We start from the raw sequence: 19824 nt of genomic DNA on the forward strand, positions 1-19824 counted from the left end.
GGGTTCTATGGCACTTGGTTATGTGATTTTTATTGATGGTGAGCTTTGGGATTCCGCGGGCTCGTTTGAATCTTATGACGAAGCTTTCGATTATATGATTGAGAATGGAGATAACACGGACGGCAGCAATTATGAGGTCTGTGAGTTCGAATGATTAATCTTCTTCTCGGTGCTCCAGGTGGCGGCAAATCGTATGAAGCTGTTGCCTATCATGTGATTCCGGCGCTTGCTGAGGGCCGGAAAGTGATCACGAATTTACCGCTGATTCTGGATTCGTTCCCGCCGGAGCAGCGGCGCTTGCTCGACATTCGCACCAAGACGCGCAAGCCTGCGCCTGTCGTTGACTGGCAAAAAGCTGAATCGATGTTCAAGAAATTCGGTTTTGCGCATCGTGACCCAAAATTCAATGCCAATGCGTTTTCCAACGTCGAGGATTACGGTTTGCCTGTCATGGATGACCAAACCGGCATCATTCAGTTTTCCGATCCGTGGCGGCATCCTGAAACCGGGGCAGGGCCGTTGTATGTCATAGACGAATGTCACAAGGCATTGCCGAGTGTTGGGACTCCGGTCACGGTGGAAGAATGGTTCGCTGAGCATCGTCATTCGTTCTCTGACGTTCTCTTGATGACGCAAAGCCACGGCAAAATCGATAAGGCAATCAAGGAACTTGTCCAGGTTTGCTATCGGGTGCGCAAGGCTACGCATCTTGGCTTTTCGAATCGCTATATTCGCAAGGTTCTAGACGGCGTGAACGGTGCGGAAATGAATGAATCCGTCCGTGAATATGATTCTGCTTATTTCAAGTTTTACCGTTCGCATACGCAAAGTTCAAGTGCTGGTAGTGAGCTTGGCGCAAAGGACATTGTGCCGATCTGGAAGCATTGGACATTCAAGGGTGCGGCGGTGTTGTTGGCGCTCGGCGCGGTAGGGATGTATTACGCTGGTAATCCGATGAAAGTCAGAACGCCTCCTGTTGCGGCGGTAGCCGCACCGGCGCCAGGGGCGGCGGGCGCAAGGATGAGCACGCCGGCCACTGGCCCGCAGGTTACTGCTTCGGCCCCTGCTGTTCCTCAAGATCTGGATAGGCCGAAGGGGCATCCATTGGCGGGCTATGGCGTCCATGTCGCCGGTTATATTCACGGTGCTAAAAAAGACATGTATCTTTTCCAGGTATCGCAAAATGGTCAGCCTCAGTACACGTTGAACCAGGACGAAATCACGGAATCCGGTTATGTCTTGAAACGCCTGAACGATTGCATTGTTGAATTGAAATTCGATGATGTTTCTTTCTATGCCACCTGCGACGCGCCCAAAGTCGGCGTGAATCCGGGTGCTAACATGCCTGCAAAATCTACTTGAATCCCAGGGCGGCGCGAATGAATCGCGCTGCTTTCTTTGCTGTTGCTTTCACTGTCGGCAAAATAAATTCCCTTCCAAAAGCTGCCACGGCGAACCATTCGCCAGCCTTCACCAAACGGCGCAAAATCAATTTCAATTCAAGCTGGGTCCACTTCGCGGCGGTGTTGGCTTTCGCCAGGGCGCGGCGCTTCACGCGCATAAAAGCCATGTAGGGCTGATACGGGAAATGCGTCATTTGCAGTTCAAGCTGTTTCATGGTTTGGCTCCTTTTTCTGCTGACCGGCTTCCAAGATTCCCGCCCCTCGTAAGGTTTAGGATTTTCGTGCGTCTGGCAACATTCGCTGCCGCCGTTTTTCCTGAGTTCCTCGCCCACGTAACGAAAACCCGCGCATCAGGAATTTCAAGCAAGGGGAGGGTTTGTAATTTTTTTCTAGGGCGTAGCCCCCTGATTACTGGCGAAGCACAGCGCCGCGACAGCGGCATTTACAAAAAATTATGGATACCCCTTGCTTGAAATTACGCGCGGGTTATCGTGTAGTGGAATAGCGAGGTACTCAGGAAAAATGGCTGCACGTTCCGCACGTTGCGCACGAAAATCCTTAATCGCCCGCAGGGCGACTAACTACAGGCGAAGCACTGCGCCGCGAAGCGGCTTGTATTTACTGATTGGGTGTCGGTGGTTGCGCCTGGGCGTCGCGGCTGTCGTCAAGTGCTGATCTGGCATAATTGCCGAATGAACACATTTAATAAGCTGATAATTCTGGTCTGGTGTGCGCTCGGCGTGTATTGGCTTTGGCGCTGGCTTGCAGGCCGTAGGCCGTCGAGCAAGCGTTTTCCGAAGGTGGACACATATCGCGGTTATCTGTCGCGCCTGACGCTGGCTTGTTTTGGGGATCGTGCGGCGGCGAATCGGTTGATCTTGTATGAAAAGCGCCTTGATAGGTCGATCACGCTCCAGGAAGCTGGAAAACGGGCGTATGAGCGCTTGGAGCGTGACCGCAGTGGTGGTCTTAGCTGATCAGCCTTATAGCGGCCTTGTTGACTTGCTGGTTCGCTGCCATGCCTCGCGCTAGGTGCATAGATTCATAGGCGCGTGGCGTCTGTAGGCGGTACAGGGCGTCCATGTAGCGCGATTCCAGTACGATCAGGCGCAATGCCCACGCGGGGCAAGGCTTCGCGCCTGACAGCCAATCCCTGATCGTTCTGGAGTCACGGCAGCATATCTTTGCTGTCGATTCCACCGAAAATCCCCCCATGAGCCTTGCCGCCTCAAATTCCGATGCAAAACAAAATTTATTTTTACTTTTTATTTTCAGCTTAGACATTGACAAACCCGCATGCATATGTAATCCGTGAAAATAGCATGCGAATATGCGAAGTTAAGCGACGAAAAGCGCGGTATTTCCATATGGAAATTTCGCATAATTTATATTATGTAAAATTACTTGCGCAGATTTACGCCGCCCATGTCAAAAAAGCACTCTAACAGTCCTCCGACAGAAATGTATAACTCTCATCGACACAAACCTATAACTTTCGCCTCTAAAGTAATACTAGTCCGAAAAGTTATAGATTTGCGTCGCATAAAAACCTGAGACATGCTTAGTTATAGAATTTTGTCGCGCTTTACCCTGACGCAAGCTACCGCCATCTAAAAAGTCTAGCTACAAGGCTTTAAGCAATGCCCAAAGTCAGCTCCACATCGGCACAAGATCGGCAATACCATGTACGATTTCTTCATCGGACATCAGGCGACGATCACGACAATATTCCAAAGTCGTACCCGCGATAGTCTTTCGCGCCCCCAACAAATACCAAGGAAGATCGCCGCCGATATTGGCCGCTCTACAGTGAAGTTCGAAGCTGTGAGTAACCCAACCCAACGTGGCTTGACCTAGTCGTTGTGCGGAAATGAAATTCTTTTCATGTCTCGCGATCTCAGCGGCCTGCCTCAGCTGCGCCTTTGAGATTCTATTCAACTCGCTAAGGCTTAAAAATCCCTTTGGAACGCGCTTGTATATATAGCGGAAAAGAGGTTGACCACCTTCTTCAAAGGCAAGACATTTATTTTTTTCACTATGAACGAGATAGCGTTCAAGTGCTGCGAGGACTGGAGGGAGCACAACGACGGAGGCGCGGATAGGTTTGCGATTGGCTATGTGGAGCCTGCAGATTGGTGATTCGCCGTAAATGGACGGCCCGATTCGAAACGACTCACGCTGTAGCTTCAAAATCTCACCTGGTTTCAGATCGGCATAGTAAGCCAGGTAAATTGCTAAAGTTACACGGGCGCCCTGCTCATCATTGCTGACGCTAACCAGTGAGCGATTGATGTATTTCCACTCAGGCAGCGTCAAAACGCATTTCTGAAACTGATCCGCGGCCATAAGCGCCATTTCACGCTGGCGAATAGTACGTCTAGAACGAGCTGTTCCGTACCAAGGATTCCAGGGAACATATCTATGGCTAACTAACCAATCGAAAAGCAACGACACAATTTCAACGATCTGGCATGCCCTGGCAGGTGAAGGTAATCCACGAAAGGGGCGCCAATCAGGACTGTCTCGGCGGACCGTCGCATTGCTAATCCATTGGCGATAAGGCTGCGGATCTAAAAGAAAAGCTTCGAATGCACCGGCATCTTCTTCGTCTATGGAAGACAATGCCTTGCCGCGAGTGATTGTCGCCCACAATAGACATTTCTCCACTTGGTGTCGATAGAGTCGAAAGGTGTTTTCATCCTTTGCCGTAAATGCAAGCCATGCATCGATTGCCTCAAGATCATTGACGGCGCCAAGTACGCATTGACTGGAACGCAGAGCCACATGACTGCGACTGCCATCCAGCTCAGCGGGCAATTCCAGCCAATCAATCGGAGCTACGGAGAATGTTTTCTCTATCCTTACGGAAGGATGGTCTGACATAGGCATCGAATTTTGATGGGCTAAATTATGAGTAGACCGCTGTACGGCAATGGTGGTTGACATGGAGCTCGCAGTGCGGACAAGGCTCCAGGTCATCAAATCGCGGCCCAGGGCCAACGACGACCATGGCCTCCCCCTTTTGATGTACTCCTACGTTGAGCAACATCGTTATTTGAGGCAGTACCGGCGTCTTAATAGGGCTCAGAAAGGGCGCAAACTCCAGGTAAAGGGTGAGAGCATGGGCTCTATCGCGCCCATAAATATCTTCATCTTGAAGCTGCTTCGCCCTCTCCCACCAATTCGCCACCACTTCAAAGCTCGCGTGAGCGCTGGTCAAGGCAAAACCAGCCCAGGCCGTCTGGTTTGCCGTGGCCTGCCAAGGCCAATTCAAGGCTGATTCGCGTAAATGAAGTCTTGGAGCTTGGCGACGTGGCGACTGCTGAAATTGGTCGATATCTTCAAACCGAAGACGCCATAACAGCATCGCTTGTTTTCGCGGGCACAACTTACGTGACAGGTTCAGAATTTGATCTTTCCAAAAGATATCTTCATTAGTCATTCCATCGTCAATACGCGCACATGGTCCAAGTCGCCTCCGAAGGTAACGCCGTATTGATTTATAAATGCTTATTAGCCCCCGATTATCTGGAGGCGTTTCGATCAGTCGACTTTCGAGCAATATGTCTGGTACGGAACTACCAACGGTGATGGCCATCGAGCGGTCTGGCTTTGCGAGGAACGAATCTGGCAGGTCAATAGGTTCAAGGGTACGTAATACTGAAAACGTCATAATGCGTTTCATGTGTCCCAATGGTTCAGCCAGCCATCTACCGTGCCATTCCCTCTGCCCCGACCATTCAAGCGATGCGTGCTCAAGATTTCGTAGCCAGTGGTCGATAGGTTCAAATGCGTCGTAAATGCACGCCTTTTCGGAAGGCGTCGTAACCCATTCGCTTGGCTGAAACACGCCACCAAATGGATGCAAGCAGGAAGGACAACGCCAAGGCGCATCCATCGTTTCTGGCACCAATGCAAAACGCGGTGTCGCTGCAGTACAGTTTGTACAGTGAGCAAGCAGAGGTTCCGCATGGATCAGGCATTGCTGCAAACCATCGAGCTGCGCAAAAATAGTTTGATATCCGCGCTGCATGCATTTGGGGCAATAGCGAATCGCAGCATCCGAAGCCAATGCAGTAGCCCAGTACCTCGTATACTCCTCCAGGCCTCCATTGGCCACTGCAGTAGCGACTGGTCCGCTGTACGGATACTCGTGGCGAATCCAAGTCGGCGTCAGCAACGTTCTGCCATGCACCGCCATTCCAAGGCTTGAAGTCAGGTTGCGGCCGAATAACGCTTTGCAAATTTCGCCTGCGGTGAGGCAGTTTGCCCATGCAAACTTCCATAGCAAGGACAAAGGGCTTTCAAACGGATTGCGCCATTCGTCACGCCAAGCGGCATCGTTAGGTTGACCTGTAATCATTTGGGCGCGCCTCACGAAAGATCGATGCATTTACGGGCAGCTGTAGGTCCGCGTCATAGGTCACTCCCAGGGATAAGGCAAAACAGGACGCCGCGACAGCCTGGCGCCAATCCGCATCAGTGCCTGTCAATCCAGTATGGTCGACACCGATATGGGTAACAAAGAAGCTGCGAATACAAGCCGCGACCCAGTGCATGCCTACTTGTTTTAGCCCTCCGTGTTCACGCGCGGCGTGCTCGAATTGCGCCCATAAGCGCCCTGCTTCCTTGGAAAGCCGCCAGCCGCCTTGAAAAGCGGCCGGCAAAAAATATTCGGAATAACAAATACCGCTTCCTTCCGGATATTCCGACATCTCGACATCGTCATAACACTCCATCGTTTCAACAAGGTCAGAAAGCGAGGTCAGGCCTTTAAATTCGAACTGCTGCATCATGAAACGTCCGATTAGATCGGTCCGCTTCGATTGCAAAAGCACGGTGCGGATCGACGCAAGCTCTGTTTGTCCGAAAAGCAGTGCAATCACGCGGACGTCGTTGAGCGCAAGGTCATTTGATAGATCGCGCAGGCAAGAAAATTCTGCTTCTGCCCAGTTTTGTGCTTCATCGATAAACAGGACGATTCTGTCGCTATTACGGGCCTGGCTCAGCGTCCAAAGATAATTAATCAAGCGAGAACGTCGTGCAGAGACCTTCCCCACGCCAGAAAAGGAATGCTTACAGTTTTCCAAGATTTCGGTATAGAAGGCGACTTCAGAGAAGCGAGCGTGTCCTTTGGCACTGATGATGATCACAGGAACTTGGGGGAATGTGGCGCAAACCTGTTTGGTGAGCACCTGAATTGCAAAAGTCTTTCCAAATCTTGGATGGGCAATGAAAGAGGAACCGGGGTCACGCTGGTAGATGGTTCGTTCGATTACATCGAACACGGCCTTGACTGGCGGCGTCGGTAGACGCGCTCTATCGCGAATGACTGGATGCTCATCAAAAACTCGGCTCAGCACGGGCTTTGCCTCTGACCTATTCGTACTTCCCTGCGTTTTTGCCATTTGCGTCGGAGTCTCCATTCTTGGGCCTTAAGATTCATTTTTAAGCCTAAGAGTTAATGGCTTTCCAGCGGGGGCGTTGGATCAACGGTGCAGGGAGTTTTTCTGGGGCGCTGACCATATCGATTGCCCTCGCCGGCTCCATCGCTTTGACTTCCTCTAGCGATTTCCCTGTGCTGTGGGCGGTATGGGCAAGTTTTGTCCCAGCACGGGATACTTTGAGTCGATTCTTTTCCGTTTGTTTGAGAGCGGCTCCCGCGTAGTACGCCAGCATTTTTTGAACGGGATCGGAGCCAGGTAAATTGAGGAGTTCACCGGCATCGTCCAATGCATTAAACTGCTTGCGCAGCTCGCGTGAATGCTTGCAACGTCCCCACACGCCTTGGGCGCGTAGCGTGCCCAGGGATTCGCCGGTCACAAGGTAGACGTCGATCGTACTCAAGTCGCTTTCACGAATATGAAGCCGGATCTGCTTGCCAATCATGCTCATTGCATTGGCCAACACGGGACTGGTATAGCGCACCCGGTCGACCTCGATATAAGGCCGGCGCCCCGCTGCTTTATTGCCTCTTACAAACCGCGTTTCAATTGCGATCCCAAGTTCGGGTTGGGCTGCACTAGGCGGTGGTAGTGAGCGTGGTAGAAATTGAGATGCGGCTTCATGGTATTTATCCCGCAATACGCTAAGCGGACTGCGATTTCCGAGGGCCGCATGCGGTGTAACGTTGTAATTCGCAAGCGTAATATCGATCAAGTCGAGAAGGTGCTCCCAGTCGATTCCCAGATCGATTGCCTTTCTTACAGGGTCGTCACGTTTCGGATCTGCGGGGGATGAGCCTGTCGATGATGGCAGGCGGCTAAAACCGTATGCTTCTAAGGTTGCCATCAGTCGTTCCAATGCCCCCCGGTGTTCCCAGTGGCCAACTGGCCCGAAATTCAGGAAGCATCCGATACGCCGACGGGCACGTTCTGCCACCGCCTTGGCATAGTGTGGTGCCGCATTATCAACCATCAGGGTTGCCCATCCGCGCCCGGCGAGTTCTGGAAACACTCCGGACGGCAGCCCCGCCCCAGGCAGATACTCCATCCCAGGAATGCTCGGTTTTCTCGCACTCCATTTGGACATGGCCGAAATCAGTGCATTCTCAATGACGGCCGCATTGCATTCAGTTCGGATACCAACGCTGTAGCCGAGAATTGCTGCGCAATCCCCTTCCAACACTGGCACGATCCAAAGTCGCTCGATGGCGACCCTCTTCGAACCGGCAGGGCCATTCACTTGCACGGTGCCAAAACAATGGAGCTTGTGAGCATCAAGTCCCACAAGATCGTATGGCGCCATAGAGTAGATATGCTTGCTGTATCCAGTGCCAGTAGCCAGGCGCTTAATTGCATCTTTTCCATAACGCGACGCAGTACTCTCAACCAAATTCTGGCTTGCTACTTTGTGCATGAATCGCTCCAATGAGCGACGTCCAAGTGACTTTGAATTGAACGGATAGTTGCTGCTGGAAATGCCGGCAGACTCGCAAAGTGTAATGAATACCTTATGCAGTGACTTGGCTGAAATCCTTGCTTCATGCACTTCTCCCCTACGCTTGAGAATCATCGCCTCTAGCCTAGCTCGAATCTCCGGGTGATCGCCAAGGAACGCATCAAACGCACCAGCAAACCCCTTGCTGTTTCCATCTCTTCCTTCGGGCAGATCGGCATGTCTTGTATAGCCAACGCTTCGCTTTCCCTTGATGAGTGCGTGCCACCCCATGAGTTCGCCGTCGGGCATTCGCCTGACACATCGATTCAGGTGATGGATTAAGGACGCCTTTGAAATGCCTGCACTGGCGGCCGCCTCATGTAGCCGTCCCGTTGCCAAGTATGCTTCGAGTGCCGCCTTTAATTGAAGAAAGCGCTCGCACCTAGTGGGTTCAAGAGCCGACGCGTCGACTTCGCGCCAGGTCGAGGTATCAGATAGTTCCGGAGGCAATGTTCGGAATGTCCAGTGCGATTTCGTGTTCATCATGCCCCTCCCGCTCTCGTCAAGACAGTTCTATTCGAAAGCGGATTGGTATCGAGATCGGAGAGGCAGTCGCCAGACTGAACGCTGCGCAGTGCAGCTGCCATAAACAGCGGGAAGGCGGCATCGCCAACGTAGAGTGCAAGATCACCCAAGGTCACTGTTTCATGGATGTGCAAATACCCCGCTAGATCTGTACGTTGTAGTGCCAATGGATAGTCGCGCGCGGCGGCCATCCATGCGATCGCCCGGCGCCAGTTGGCCAACTTCAACGGATTAGCATGCAACTCCACTTCGGTCCAGCGCGTGTACGCGACCTTAGCAACGCGAGTCGCCTCAAGCTGCGCACGGTGCTGACGCTCCGTTCGTGACCGGGACGCATCAAGTGGCTTGACCTCGCGCCATTCGATTGCGCCATCATGATAGGTTACGACTGCATCTAAGATAGTTTGATAGTGAGTACCATCGTCAAATACACCTGCTACTGGTGCGGGAGAAAAATCAATATTCTTGATTCGTACGTCAGATTCGGACAAGACGAAATGATCCCATTCCAGATCGCCTCGCAATACCCAGTCGGAATTAGTTCTTGGGCTGTAGACATACCAAAGGTTGCTTTCATGGTGCGCTCGCTGGCCATAGGCGGACGCGAGCTTACCGCGGAATCGGGTTCCAAGCCGACCTTTGCCTGGAGGTTTTTCGGTCACAGCCATTGTCTCGACCTTGAATCGTCATTTGCATAATCACATTTAGATGAGAAGTCGAACCGCCGATTCCATCTTTGATTTTCTACAAGAGAGGAGAAGATTGAACAATACTTGCCGACTTGCTACGTCGTAGCTCAACCCGAATCCCCCTCTCGCGCTTGGCACTTGTTGCAACCGTAACCTGCAAAAAACAGCGGCGTGTTCCTTTTGCGTTGCCTCCATCAACGTCGGCACTTGCGACTGACAGCTACAGATTATTGGCGAGGCCGTATTCCTTATGGCGACGGGCCGTCAGAGTCATTCGATGGCGCATCGTCAGGGTCTGGTGCCAGAGCCGTAGGAATTGGCCGGGAGGCACTAAACGCGTTGAATACGGCGGACTCCGCGCCAAGAATGCGCTGCAGCTTAAGGAAGTGTCTCTGATTCAAGGTGCTGTTATTGCTGACGCAATTCACAACCTCCAACAATTGGGACGGAGTAAGGGTCGTAAGGGCGTTATCAGAAACACCGTATAGCAGGACCAAGACGCCGTTGCGCAGGTCTCCCGGGCACCTAATGGCGCCTTGCATCCTGCCGATCAGATCTGTGATATCCCCTGCGCTATCATTTTCAAGCCAATCCAGCAGCGTCTCGTGGTCTAAGATCGAGGGATGCGTGCCAGGCAGCTCCCGTGGCGTGGCTCGCTTGATTTGGCTGAGCGTGATCTCGGGCCAATTAGACGCACGTGGTAATTTGTTGTACTCCAAGTTTGGGACTTGATTGTAGGCATACGCGATTGGCACACCCAAATCTTCGAACCTAACGTTGTGGTCAAATTGCACCTCGTCAAATTCTTTGAGAATATTGTATTGGCACTCACGCTCCTTAATCTCCAGCAAAATAGTCTGAGCGTTATCGAGCATGCCGATCAGGTCACCGCAATACTGACGCATTCGATCGCCTTGCTGGTTGGCGAACGGAGGGAACTGACGGAACTGTGGGCGGCCGCCAGTGCTGCAATACACTTCCAATGCTCCCGTTATTGCTGCCTGAACCCAATTCTCTCTTCCTAATCTACGTGGCACACAAGTTCCTTTTTCTTCATAAATGGCCTAAGTCTGCTGACACTGCGTTGCGGTTGTCTCGCGCCGTATTGGCTGCGCCTAAGTATCGCTAACCCATATTACCTTCCCGTCACGGACCCAAAAATGCGATCTGCACCCGGTTTCTCTCCACACCGAGGGAGAAAGTGTTGGGCGTCCACGATGATCGATTTTGATATCCCAGCGCGGCTTAACGTTAGGGAGTATTAGCAATTCGATCACATCACCGCAACCGCAAGGGCAGCGAAATCCCACTGACCAGTTCTCTCCGTCGTCCTGGAGGAGTATCAAATCCCGCTTCGGCATCGCAGATGGCAAGGTGTCTCCTTCACGGATAAGCACCTTGCGTCGGGGAGAAAACCACTCCTGTACCGCCTCAAACCAATTGGCGAGCCATGTCCACATCGTCAATCTCCTAGCCTTCGAGTGAAGGAAGTCCGAGCAGCGGGCGTTTAATTCCGCGGCCCAAAGTTAAATTCTTCGCCTTGGCAAAGTCTGTCTCCGGGGCGTACTCCTCTTCGCACGCCGCCAGGCTGAATAGCGTTCTGGCGCGGAGGGCGTTAGGGTCATGACGGAACTGGAAAGCTCGCGCAATAAATTCCATCACACACGCGCTTGCGGCCCGCATGTTCAGCGATATCACCGATGGTGCTTCCTCATGAGAGCCTGGCATGTACCCTTCCCCGACCCGCGCAGCATGAACAGCTGCGTCTGCCCGTGCCAAATATTCGGCTGCCACGGAACTGGGCGTGAAGACCCCGCGATCTGCCAGCGTACTGCCTCCAGGCCAGACATAGTCAATCCTGCCCGCGACCTCCAGGATAGAAAACAAATCGGGACCACGCTGGCGTACCGGGATGGTGACGCCGACGTCGAACAGCGGCTGCAGGAAGGCACTCGCCATCAGGTCGCAGATTTGTCGGCCTTCATGGCTGTCGACGCAACAGAAGACCACATCGGCCATCGCCGCTTCCAGAATCGCGTCGCGGCAGCCAATCCCTGTCGGTATGGCTTTGACTGAAACTTGCGAGCGGCAGGACTGAATGGCCTCGGAGATGACATCGACCTTCAGACGGCGTGTTTGCGCGTCATGCAGTGTCGAGTTCAGAATGCGGTTGAGGTTCTTCTTCTCCATGCGGTCGTAGTCGATCAGTATGACTTCGCCGAATCCCAGTCGGGCCACCTGTTCGGCCACGATGCTGCCGGTACCGGAGGTGCCCACGACACATACCGACAACCGGCCCAGTTCATCGCTCATCGCATCGGAAAAGGCCATCGGCCGGCTGGTGGTTGTTGGCACGAACCGATCAGGAACCCAGAAGAAGCGCAGATCGTCACCGTAAACACCGACCATGTCGACGGCCATCGCACGATAATGTTCGTCGTACAGCTGGGCACGCATGGCGCCGTCTTCCAGCATGATGGCGCTGCCGTGCCAGATTGTATCCTTGTGGCGTTTAGCGCGCCCGGCAAAGATGGCCGGCATGACCTGGGCGTCAGATTCACGGTCCGCTTGGGAAAACGCAAAGAGGCCGCCGGGGTGCGAATGCAGCAGGATGATCGACAAGTCGTCCTGGTCAGCCAGCCCCAGCGCCTGCTCGACGTAGTCGCCAGGCCAGCTCAGAAAATCTTGATGCCGCTCGCAGTCCTCATGCGAGACCAGGAGATACTCCTGGACCAGCAGCTTGATGCGCGTGCCCACAACACGGGAGCAAAGCAGTATTGCTGCGGCCTCCTTGCCGTCACCGGGGAACAGGTGTGCCTTAACCGCAGCATGCTGCGGAGCTGAAAAGGCCAGGCTAGCGTGCCGGATCATTCCGCCACCTCACGCAGCAGAGATTCTTCTACCAGACCCAGATGGGTGATAACGGAGTCGTCGGCTGACGACCACACCCTGTTCTCCCGATGGCGCGACCAACGCTGGAACGTCTCACCGAAGATGGGTTGCTGCGCCTCTGTCTGCGGTATTTGCGTGCCGGTCTGCAGGACGGCTGCCGGCGCACAGTAAAACATATCGAGTTCAGCCGACGGGTAAAGCAAAGGAATCTCGATCGCGAGGGCGATGTGAGACTGCTGGTAGCCCCTTGGCAGCCGGTAGTCATGCAACAGCAGCCAGCGACGCTCACCGTCGATAGCCGTCTCCCAGCGGTATGGCGCCGCGTCGAGAAACTTCTCGTCCTTTTCGAGCAAGGAGAACTGACGGTGCGGGCAAGGACCTTCGCCATTGTTGATGACTTTGGGCATGACTCGCAGGCGCTCAATTCCGGGCATAGTCAGATCGATGACGGTATTCAGATCGACCTGTTCTTTTGGCCGTCCTTTCACCTTCAGAATGAACGTCCACGGCAGGTCTGGGTTAATGCTTGCAAGTTCCAGCGCGTGGCGAACCGTGATCGTCGGCGCTGGCGAGCTGATCTCTACACCCTGCACGTCCAGTTCCCACGCCAGCAGCTTCGTGTAGAAGCGTTCAACACCTTCGCCCGATAGGTTGACGCTCTGGCCCGGTGCGATCAGTCGGTCCGTTTCGTCCCTGCGCTCCATCCAGAGCTGCGTATGCGCCGGTTCGTTGGCCAGCAGGCGCAAAATGGTTTCGGGAACTGTAGCGCCCCACGGGTACTTGTTGTCATTGAGTACGAAATAGAACAGCCGGTCGGTGCGGAAAGCGTAGAAGTTGCTTTCCGAGGGATCCAGCCTAGCTACCTCCTCCGGCGCGATTTCCTCCAAGATGTGGCCAGACAGCAGCTGGAGCAGTACGAAATCGACCGTTGGATGGCACTGCGCCGCGTTCAGGATCTGGCGGCCGGTTGGTGTGATGTCCGACAATACGGCGCTTTCGCCGTTCGCCAAGACAAGCGACTGGGCAGCGTTCGCTGGATCATGCTTTATCTGAATCTGAATAAATTTGCTATTATTCATTTTACTTACCTCAACAGTAAATGGATTGATCGAGGGCAGCTTTGCCAATCTGTGCAAAACCTCCCCACCTGATGAGATAGTCTGAGCTGGGCGCAAATCTGGACACGTCCGGATCCAAAATTACTTTTTGAGAGCTGGCCACAAATTTTTGTCCGAATTCCGGCCGTGCCCAGACTAGCTATACAGGGTATGAATTGACGCACCCACTTTATGGAGAGGCGGGTCTTGACGGAACAAAACGATATCTATGCGACCCAAGACGAAGTGTTTGAGGCGCTCGCAGGCTTAACGCCGGACGAGTGTCGTCAGCTGGACTACCAAGGCAGGAGGTTGGCATTCGGAACCATTTATGCGACAGGCCAGGCACTTTTCAGCGAAGCTGTCGCGCGCGCGGTTGATTTGCGGCGCAGATGGTGCCCGTCAAGCATATCGTTCATGACGTTCTTGCGTAACTCCATGGGCAGTATCGCTTCCAATGACCGAAAAGGCTTTCACGCCAAGCACATCGCCAACGTTTCGGCCCTCGCCGTAGGTAATGACGAAGTCGACGATGACGCGTTTCTCAGTTCTTTTGGCACTTTACCGAAGAACAGTATTGAAGACGTGTTGGAGCAAGCCGAGGAGCACGCAGCGATGTTGAGGGATTACGATGCGCTGTTTGCCTACTTCGCCGACGATGAAGAGGTCTGGATGATTCTGGTGGCGATGGAACAGGAGTTAATTGGTGCGGAAATCAAGGACTATTGTAAGCTCGATGACGCCCAGTATCTCGCGGCACGGAAACGGCTAAAGCGAGGGGCTGCGAAGTTGAAAAGCCAAAGGACAGGATAATGAGCAACCACGATACGAAGCGTCTGGCGATGGCGCAGGCATTGCGGTCCGCATTTCGCGCAGAAATATTGGAAGAAACACCGACCAGCGAGGAAATTTCCCAAATGCTGGTCGACAATGGTGAGGATCCGGATGCCGTCGCCCGACAATATCAAAATCTAGTGGCGGAAAAGATTCGAGCCGCCAAGAAAGAAAGAATGCTTGGATTCAGACGCCAAAGTACGACAAGTGCGGGTTTTGCCTTGCGAGGCGCCGCGCCGACGAAATCGGCACCGTTACCAGATATTGACGTCATGCGTTCGCGGATAAAAGCCCTGAGTACTACACCAGAATTTGATAACAGCAGTCTTGCGATCGCTTATCGAAACGGGACCAAGCAGTCTGATAGTGACATCAGTTCGCTATACCAGGATCTTCTCGACTTAGGTGTCATCAAGGATGATCCTGAAATTTAACGAGAACCTGCTTTCACCGGGAGAAAAGTTGCTGTGGGAGTATGGCATTGTCACGCCGGACGAAATTGATCTGGAAGCGATTGCCGCAGACCGTGGACTTTCTATCAGGCGCCGCCCTCTCGACGGTGCGGATGCGCGGCTGGTCGCAACAGCAACTGCCGGGATCATCACCGTGAACGCCTCCACGAGCGAAAAGCGGCAACGATTTTCTATTGGACATGAGCTGGGTCACTGGGAACGTGATCGAAAACATGGACTCATCAATCTATGCTCTAAATCCGACCTGGCTCAGCACAACCAGATCGCAAAAAATAGCGAGGCCGAAGCCAACATATTCAGCGCGGACCTCATCCTTCCGCCTTACCTGGTTTCGACAAGGACGGAAGGTAAAGAAGCATCCATCGACCTCATTCTGAACGTGGCAGAGGAATTTCGTACCAGCCGTGAAGCCACTGGCATCCGGATTGCCAGACTCGTCCGCTCGCCTGCGATGATCATGATGTTTAGCCAGCATGGGCGCAAATGGGCCATTAAGAACTCAGCATGGCCTCATTACGTCAACCCGGTTGGCGTCGTACATCACGACAGCCCATCAATGGATCTGCTCTTCAGAGGCGCAAACGGGGCGAAAACGCGGGATCAAAAGGAGCCCGCGCTGCGTTGGCTTATTGGTGAAAACCTGCGAATGGTCGATGTCAAAGTGCAGTCAGTAAAACTTGCCAGCAATGACATCCTGTCTATTGTGCGGCTATGAGCGAGCTTAGTGAATCGTGATGGTCAGTCCAGGTCGTAGTGGTATTAACTCTGCCCTCCTTGGCCAGTGGCCTGAATTCGCACCTCTTGGCGGATATCCAGAGGCAGCAGCGTCTGGTAGCGCTGACGGATATTATTGTAGATCCCCGGTGTGTTTTCGACAGACACAGTGACGATCATGGCGTAAGGCAGCGGCGGCAAGGTGCTGTTATCAACGGCCTGCCCATCCTCGCGAGCACCGTAAGTGATATCGAACAGCGGGTCATTGAGCGTGGTTGCGTTGAAATCGTGCTCATGGCGTAGCGTTGTTTCCCATTTGTGTTCGCCTACGCGTGCTTCGAGTTCGGTCGTGTACATTTTCGAGGTGCTGAAGAAGGACATGGTGGTGCTGACATTTTTTTTCGGCCGCAGCAGCACCGTTAGACCTGCCCGCGTATAGTTCACAGCATGCTCTGGATCGGTGTGGCTGGCAAAACACAGGGTGGCACGCAGCGTCACGCGGCCGTTGAGCGCAATGGTCGGGAACGGGATGAGTGCACGCATGTTCTGACCCGCCTTCAGCGTTCCCTGATAAATTACGCGCACCTCGTTATCCGGGCATTGCAGCACCTCGTCCACAGTTTGCGGGAAGCGTCCGTGCCCGACTTCGCTCATGGCCATTTCAGGATCACGGCTGGCGTGATGGTTCATCAGCGCGCGCAAGGCCAGCATATTAAGTGGGGAAGTGAGCGAAGCCTTGATGCCGATAGCTGTGTGCATGGTCGCTGGAGCACTGTAGCTCGTGCCCTGCACTTCCATCAATTGCCCTGCGAGGGCGTTATAAACAATAAATGGCTCGGCATCGGAACCGCCGAAACTCAGTCCATCAGGTTTGACGAGACCTGGACTGCGCCCTGGACCGAACGAGCTGTACGGGGCGCGCTGCCACTTATCGGCGGCGCTATCGCAGGCTCCAACAGCGAGCGCATTGACCATGTCCGATGGTGGCTGAACACGCGACATCGGCCATGGCTTGTCGCCATCATTGCCCACTGCCACGGTCGCGAACGTGCTACCCGATGCAAGGTGCTTGTCGATCAGCGCTGTCCAGGGATGGACCTCGTCGTCTTCCATCGGCATGTAGGGGCCAAGACTGAAATTGACGAAATCGAGTGGCTGCGTTTTGAGGACCGTGTCGATATTTTTCAGGACGCTGTACAGATCCACATCCTGCACGCCCTGATCCTCGGTGACGCCGGGGCTGATGCAGCGGTAGTGGCGCACATTTGCATAGGGGCGCGCAAACGGTGCGGTCTTGTTCAGCGGACCGAACAGTACTGTGCTGGTGACACCGTTGCCGTGCCCCAAGCACTCGGCTGTTGTATTGTGTGTGCCTGGCAAGATAATCTCGTTCACCCAAGGCGCCAGGCTGGAGTGACCGACGCCCGCATCAAAGATGCCCACCTTCAGGCTCTGGTCAATTGCAGGCTGGATAGGAAGCGCAGTGCCAGGCGCCCCGATGGCGCGCATTGGCTTGCCGCCCATGCGAAGCGATGGCATCGCCCGTACCACGCGCACGAATTGGAACAGTCCCAGCACATCCACCTTTTCGGCAGCGAGGTGGACTGGCATGAAAGTCAGGCCCGAGACGATCAACATGCGCTTTGTATCCGCTTTGCCGCCCAGGGTGGCGACGTAAGCGACAAAGGAGCCGACGATATCCTGATCTTCTTCGGCGGCATGCAGCACGACTTCGAGCCGTGCCTCGCCGTGTGCGTCATGGCCGAGAAAATTCTTTTCGGTGGCCGCGAAAGGACTGATCAGCTCCAGACGGCATAGTGCCTGCTGGTGTACCTTGGCGGTATTGTGGGAGCGCAGGAACAATCCAAGATGGTCGAAATCCTGATCGCTCCCCGCAACAAACAGCACCGCAGTGTGGGTTGGTTCAGGCTCCTTCTTCGCGCGGGTTTCCTTGCGCGGCGTAACGGTGGTAGCGCGGCTGCCGATGCAACGCAGCCCTGTGGAGGCAAACAGCGTGCTAGGGTGATGGCTTTTTGCCAAAAACGTCGGGTGCAGGGTTATCCTCGCAACATTCTGATCTCGCGGCTTGGCGATCGCCGGCACTGCGGCGTTAGCCTGGCGTAGCGCCGTCAACTGCGCGCCCAGCCAAGGCCGTTGCTCATCGATGCCATAGGGGTATTTCTTCTCGCCCGAACCGCGTTTGAGTGCGTGTCCATGGGTGAGGGTTTCACCATAGCCCAGAATGATGTTCGTACCCTGCATATTATTATTCTCCTAGGTAACGCTTGATGACACTGCTAACGGTGGGATGGGTTTTGCCAAAATGCGCGGCGATTTCCCGCCTCGAATATCCTTCAAGGTGCATCAATAACATTTCGCCGTCGAGTGGCTTGGCCATATGGCCGCGGCTGGTACAGGAGTGCACAGCCAGCTTGAAAAGCTGTGGCTGCAACTCGGTCTTTTCGAGCAAGGCGCGCTTGCGTGCGGACAGCACCAGCGCCGCAATGGCGCTAAACGACTCCCCTTCCAGTAGCTTGGCCAGAGATTGCCGGAAGGCGTCGGTAATGGGCATATCATGCAGGTACTGCTCAATCAACGGGGCATCCGGTTTTTCAAAGTTGATGACGACGTCAAAGCGACGCCATACGGCAGGATCGAGCAGTTCGCCGTGATTGGTTGCCGCCACTAGCATTGAATTGGCTGGCCAGTCATCGAGGGCCTGAAGCAGGACATTGACTAGACGCTTGAGTTCACCGACATCGCTGCCGTCATCACGCCTTTTGGCGATCGCGTCGAATTCATCAAGCAGTAACACGCAGGGGCGCGAGATCGCGTGATCAAATACGGCCTTCAAGTTGCTACCGGTTTTGCCCAGATAGCTGCTCATGACGGTCGCCAGGTTTAGAGTCAGCAGCGGGAGCTTCAGCTCTTGGGCGAGCCAATGCGCTGCCAGGGTCTTGCCTGTGCCAGGAAGTCCACAAAAGAGCAGCATGTGTGCCGGCGCCAACCCTTCCTTTAGAAGCAGGTCTATGCTGGCCCATTCCTTGAGGCAGGCATCGAGTACGGCCTTGATTTTTTCAGCTAGAACCGGCTTTTTGTCCAGAATGACCGGAGACAGGACTTCGACTAGCTGCATGCGCGAATCGATATCGACCGGCGTCGGCGTGAACGAGTCAGTGCCTCGGAGCGCGCTGCCATTAGGCAGCATCGCCGACAATTCTTGGGCCAGCTCCAGGTCGACGTGCTTTAATTTCGCAACCAAGCGACCGACGGAAAGCGCAAATGCGCTGGGAGAGTCGGTCAAGCCAGATTGGATAACCTTGGCGAGTTCTTTTTTAGGAAAATTTTCCACTAAACACTTTACAAAACAATAGCTTAAGATAAATGGTAAATTATGACATGTGTATTTTAATTTAAATTAACCACATTGGTAAAGTGAATAGTTCGCGTACCACCTCCTTTGTGTTCATTCACGGGGTCGGGAATTTAAGCCAGGCGTTACCAAGGTCGCACGGATAGTAAGCTCCAGTGTCCGGGTTGTAGATCGAATAGAACGCTTCAGGTCGCTGCTTGAAATTGTGCGCCTTGACCAGATTGTCGTTGTTCCAGTCACTGCGAGGGTCGCCATCGGGGTTGGAGTATGCAGACGTGTCCTTGTTTGTGCTGGCAAACGAAAAGCCCTTGTTCGCATAGCACAGCACGTATTCATGAGTTCAGTGGGAGGCGCGAGATCTTCGTCCTTCCACTAATTTCTTGGATCAGGAAGGCAATAGCCCTTCCTCAGGCGCTCTAAATAATCATACGAGTTGTCTGAATATTGCACGCATGGCGCTAACTTCTCGAAAAGTTATATATTTGTGTCGCAACTAATTTTGGTCATCGAATAGTTACAAATTTCTGTCGCTAAGCCAAATGGTTATAAATTTGTGTCACTGAAAACCGACAGAAATCTATAACTTCCAGGGTTGCCGTGACGCTAACATGGGCCTTCGCGGCGGTTCAAGAGTTATAGATTTCTGTCGGCCGACTCTAACGTAATCTATGCTGGAAATTAACCTAAGGATGCGTTGGAATGCCAAAAGCTCCAATTCCGGAATTCCCCCGCACCATTACGTGATCAAAAGCTGCTTACTTCTCGTCATATGCCCTTTGCAGTACGGCGATATCAAATTTCTGCATCTTGAGAAATGCCTGGGTAACTCTGGCCACTCTTTCGGAATCCTGATCCGTCATCATTTTTTCCACGAGAGACCATACT

Annotated in this window: 20 protein-coding genes; 6 read left to right on the forward strand and 14 right to left on the reverse strand. The window is 53.6% G+C overall.

Going from position 1 to position 19824, the window contains the following annotated elements; genetic code table 11:
• Nucleotides 1-7 precede the first annotated feature (7 nt).
• Nucleotides 8-154: a hypothetical protein gene (locus tag D3878_RS23700; RefSeq protein WP_158592179.1), complete on the forward strand. Its 147-nt coding sequence runs from the start codon at nucleotides 8-10 to the stop codon at nucleotides 152-154.
• Nucleotides 151-1362 carry a zonular occludens toxin domain-containing protein gene (locus tag D3878_RS04645; protein WP_119784416.1) on the forward strand — a complete coding sequence of 404 codons (1212 nt, stop codon included), beginning with the start codon at nucleotides 151-153 and terminating at the stop codon, nucleotides 1360-1362. Before D3878_RS23700 ends, D3878_RS04645 begins: the two co-directional genes overlap by 4 nt.
• Here D3878_RS04645 and D3878_RS04650 read toward each other — a convergent pair.
• On the reverse strand, nucleotides 1355-1618 hold the full coding sequence (locus D3878_RS04650; protein ID WP_119784417.1) for a hypothetical protein: 264 nt from the start codon (nucleotides 1616-1618) through the stop codon (nucleotides 1355-1357). The two genes, D3878_RS04645 and D3878_RS04650, sit on opposite strands and share 8 nt — an antisense overlap.
• Nucleotides 1619-2095: 477 nt before the next feature.
• Between D3878_RS04650 and D3878_RS04655 the strand changes: the two genes are divergently transcribed.
• Nucleotides 2096-2380: a hypothetical protein gene (locus D3878_RS04655; protein WP_119784418.1), complete on the forward strand. Its 285-nt coding sequence runs from the start codon at nucleotides 2096-2098 to the stop codon at nucleotides 2378-2380.
• Here D3878_RS04655 and D3878_RS04660 read toward each other — a convergent pair.
• From D3878_RS04660 to D3878_RS04705, 10 genes are all read right to left on the reverse strand, one after another.
• Entirely contained in the window at nucleotides 2373-2687 is a 315-nt protein-coding gene (locus D3878_RS04660; protein WP_119784419.1) for a hypothetical protein, read from the reverse strand. The genes D3878_RS04655 and D3878_RS04660 overlap by 8 nt on opposite strands.
• Before the next feature lie 366 nt (nucleotides 2688-3053).
• Complete coding sequence (locus D3878_RS23395) at nucleotides 3054-4349, reverse strand: hypothetical protein (protein ID WP_147383841.1); 1296 nt, start codon at nucleotides 4347-4349, stop codon at nucleotides 3054-3056.
• Nucleotides 4312-5766, reverse strand: coding sequence for a hypothetical protein (locus D3878_RS23400; RefSeq protein ID WP_147383840.1), 1455 nt, complete (start codon nucleotides 5764-5766; stop codon nucleotides 4312-4314). Before D3878_RS23400 ends, D3878_RS23395 begins: the two co-directional genes overlap by 38 nt.
• Nucleotides 5747-6811: an ATP-binding protein gene (locus tag D3878_RS04675; protein ID WP_158592132.1), complete on the reverse strand. Its 1065-nt coding sequence runs from the start codon at nucleotides 6809-6811 to the stop codon at nucleotides 5747-5749. The genes D3878_RS23400 and D3878_RS04675 overlap by 20 nt, the downstream gene beginning before the upstream one ends.
• Before the next feature lie 46 nt (nucleotides 6812-6857).
• Complete coding sequence (locus D3878_RS04680) at nucleotides 6858-8828, reverse strand: hypothetical protein (protein ID WP_147383882.1); 1971 nt, start codon at nucleotides 8826-8828, stop codon at nucleotides 6858-6860.
• Nucleotides 8825-9535 (reverse strand): hypothetical protein, encoded by a 711-nt coding sequence (locus D3878_RS04685; RefSeq protein WP_119784421.1) that lies wholly within the window; start codon nucleotides 9533-9535, stop codon nucleotides 8825-8827. The genes D3878_RS04680 and D3878_RS04685 overlap by 4 nt, the downstream gene beginning before the upstream one ends.
• Nucleotides 9536-9804: 269 nt before the next feature.
• Nucleotides 9805-10461, reverse strand: a complete 657-nt coding sequence (locus D3878_RS04690) for a hypothetical protein (RefSeq protein WP_119784422.1) — start codon at nucleotides 10459-10461, stop codon at nucleotides 9805-9807.
• Between the two features lie 210 nt (nucleotides 10462-10671).
• Complete coding sequence (locus D3878_RS24235) at nucleotides 10672-11016, reverse strand: ubiquitination-like system serine protease family protein (RefSeq protein ID WP_119784423.1); 345 nt, start codon at nucleotides 11014-11016, stop codon at nucleotides 10672-10674.
• Between the two features lie 10 nt (nucleotides 11017-11026).
• A complete protein-coding gene (locus tag D3878_RS04700; protein WP_119784424.1) occupies nucleotides 11027-12427 on the reverse strand; it encodes a ThiF family adenylyltransferase in 1401 nt (466 codons plus the stop codon).
• Nucleotides 12424-13527: a multiubiquitin domain-containing protein gene (locus D3878_RS04705; protein ID WP_119784425.1), complete on the reverse strand. Its 1104-nt coding sequence runs from the start codon at nucleotides 13525-13527 to the stop codon at nucleotides 12424-12426. Before D3878_RS04705 ends, D3878_RS04700 begins: the two co-directional genes overlap by 4 nt.
• Nucleotides 13528-13752: 225 nt before the next feature.
• On the opposite strand from D3878_RS04705, the gene D3878_RS04710 reads away from it, so the two are divergent.
• The 3 genes from D3878_RS04710 to D3878_RS04720 are packed head-to-tail and all read left to right on the forward strand — an operon-like array spanning nucleotide 13753 to nucleotide 15567.
• Nucleotides 13753-14358, forward strand: a complete 606-nt coding sequence (locus tag D3878_RS04710) for a hypothetical protein (protein WP_147383883.1) — start codon at nucleotides 13753-13755, stop codon at nucleotides 14356-14358.
• Nucleotides 14358-14813: a hypothetical protein gene (locus D3878_RS04715; RefSeq protein ID WP_119784427.1), complete on the forward strand. Its 456-nt coding sequence runs from the start codon at nucleotides 14358-14360 to the stop codon at nucleotides 14811-14813. The genes D3878_RS04710 and D3878_RS04715 overlap by 1 nt, the downstream gene beginning before the upstream one ends.
• The gene (locus tag D3878_RS04720) at nucleotides 14797-15567 is read left to right on the forward strand and encodes an ImmA/IrrE family metallo-endopeptidase (RefSeq protein ID WP_119784428.1); all 771 of its coding nucleotides are present in this window, start codon (nucleotides 14797-14799) and stop codon (nucleotides 15565-15567) included. The genes D3878_RS04715 and D3878_RS04720 overlap by 17 nt, the downstream gene beginning before the upstream one ends.
• A 44-nt stretch (nucleotides 15568-15611) precedes the next feature.
• On the opposite strand, the gene D3878_RS04725 is transcribed toward D3878_RS04720, so the two are convergent.
• From D3878_RS04725 to D3878_RS04735, 3 genes are all read right to left on the reverse strand, one after another.
• Entirely contained in the window at nucleotides 15612-17828 is a 2217-nt protein-coding gene (locus D3878_RS04725; RefSeq protein ID WP_119784429.1) for a S8 family peptidase, read from the reverse strand.
• Nucleotides 17829-17832: 4 nt separating this feature from the next.
• A complete protein-coding gene (locus tag D3878_RS04730) occupies nucleotides 17833-18918 on the reverse strand; it encodes an AAA family ATPase (protein ID WP_147383884.1) in 1086 nt (361 codons plus the stop codon).
• A gap of 118 nt (nucleotides 18919-19036) precedes the next feature.
• Nucleotides 19037-19267, reverse strand: coding sequence for a hypothetical protein (locus D3878_RS04735; RefSeq protein ID WP_119784431.1), 231 nt, complete (start codon nucleotides 19265-19267; stop codon nucleotides 19037-19039).
• Nucleotides 19268-19824 lie beyond the last annotated feature (557 nt).

This window comes from Noviherbaspirillum sedimenti, assembly GCF_003590835.1.
Classification (GTDB): Bacteria; Pseudomonadota; Gammaproteobacteria; order Burkholderiales; family Burkholderiaceae_D; genus Paucimonas; species Paucimonas sedimenti.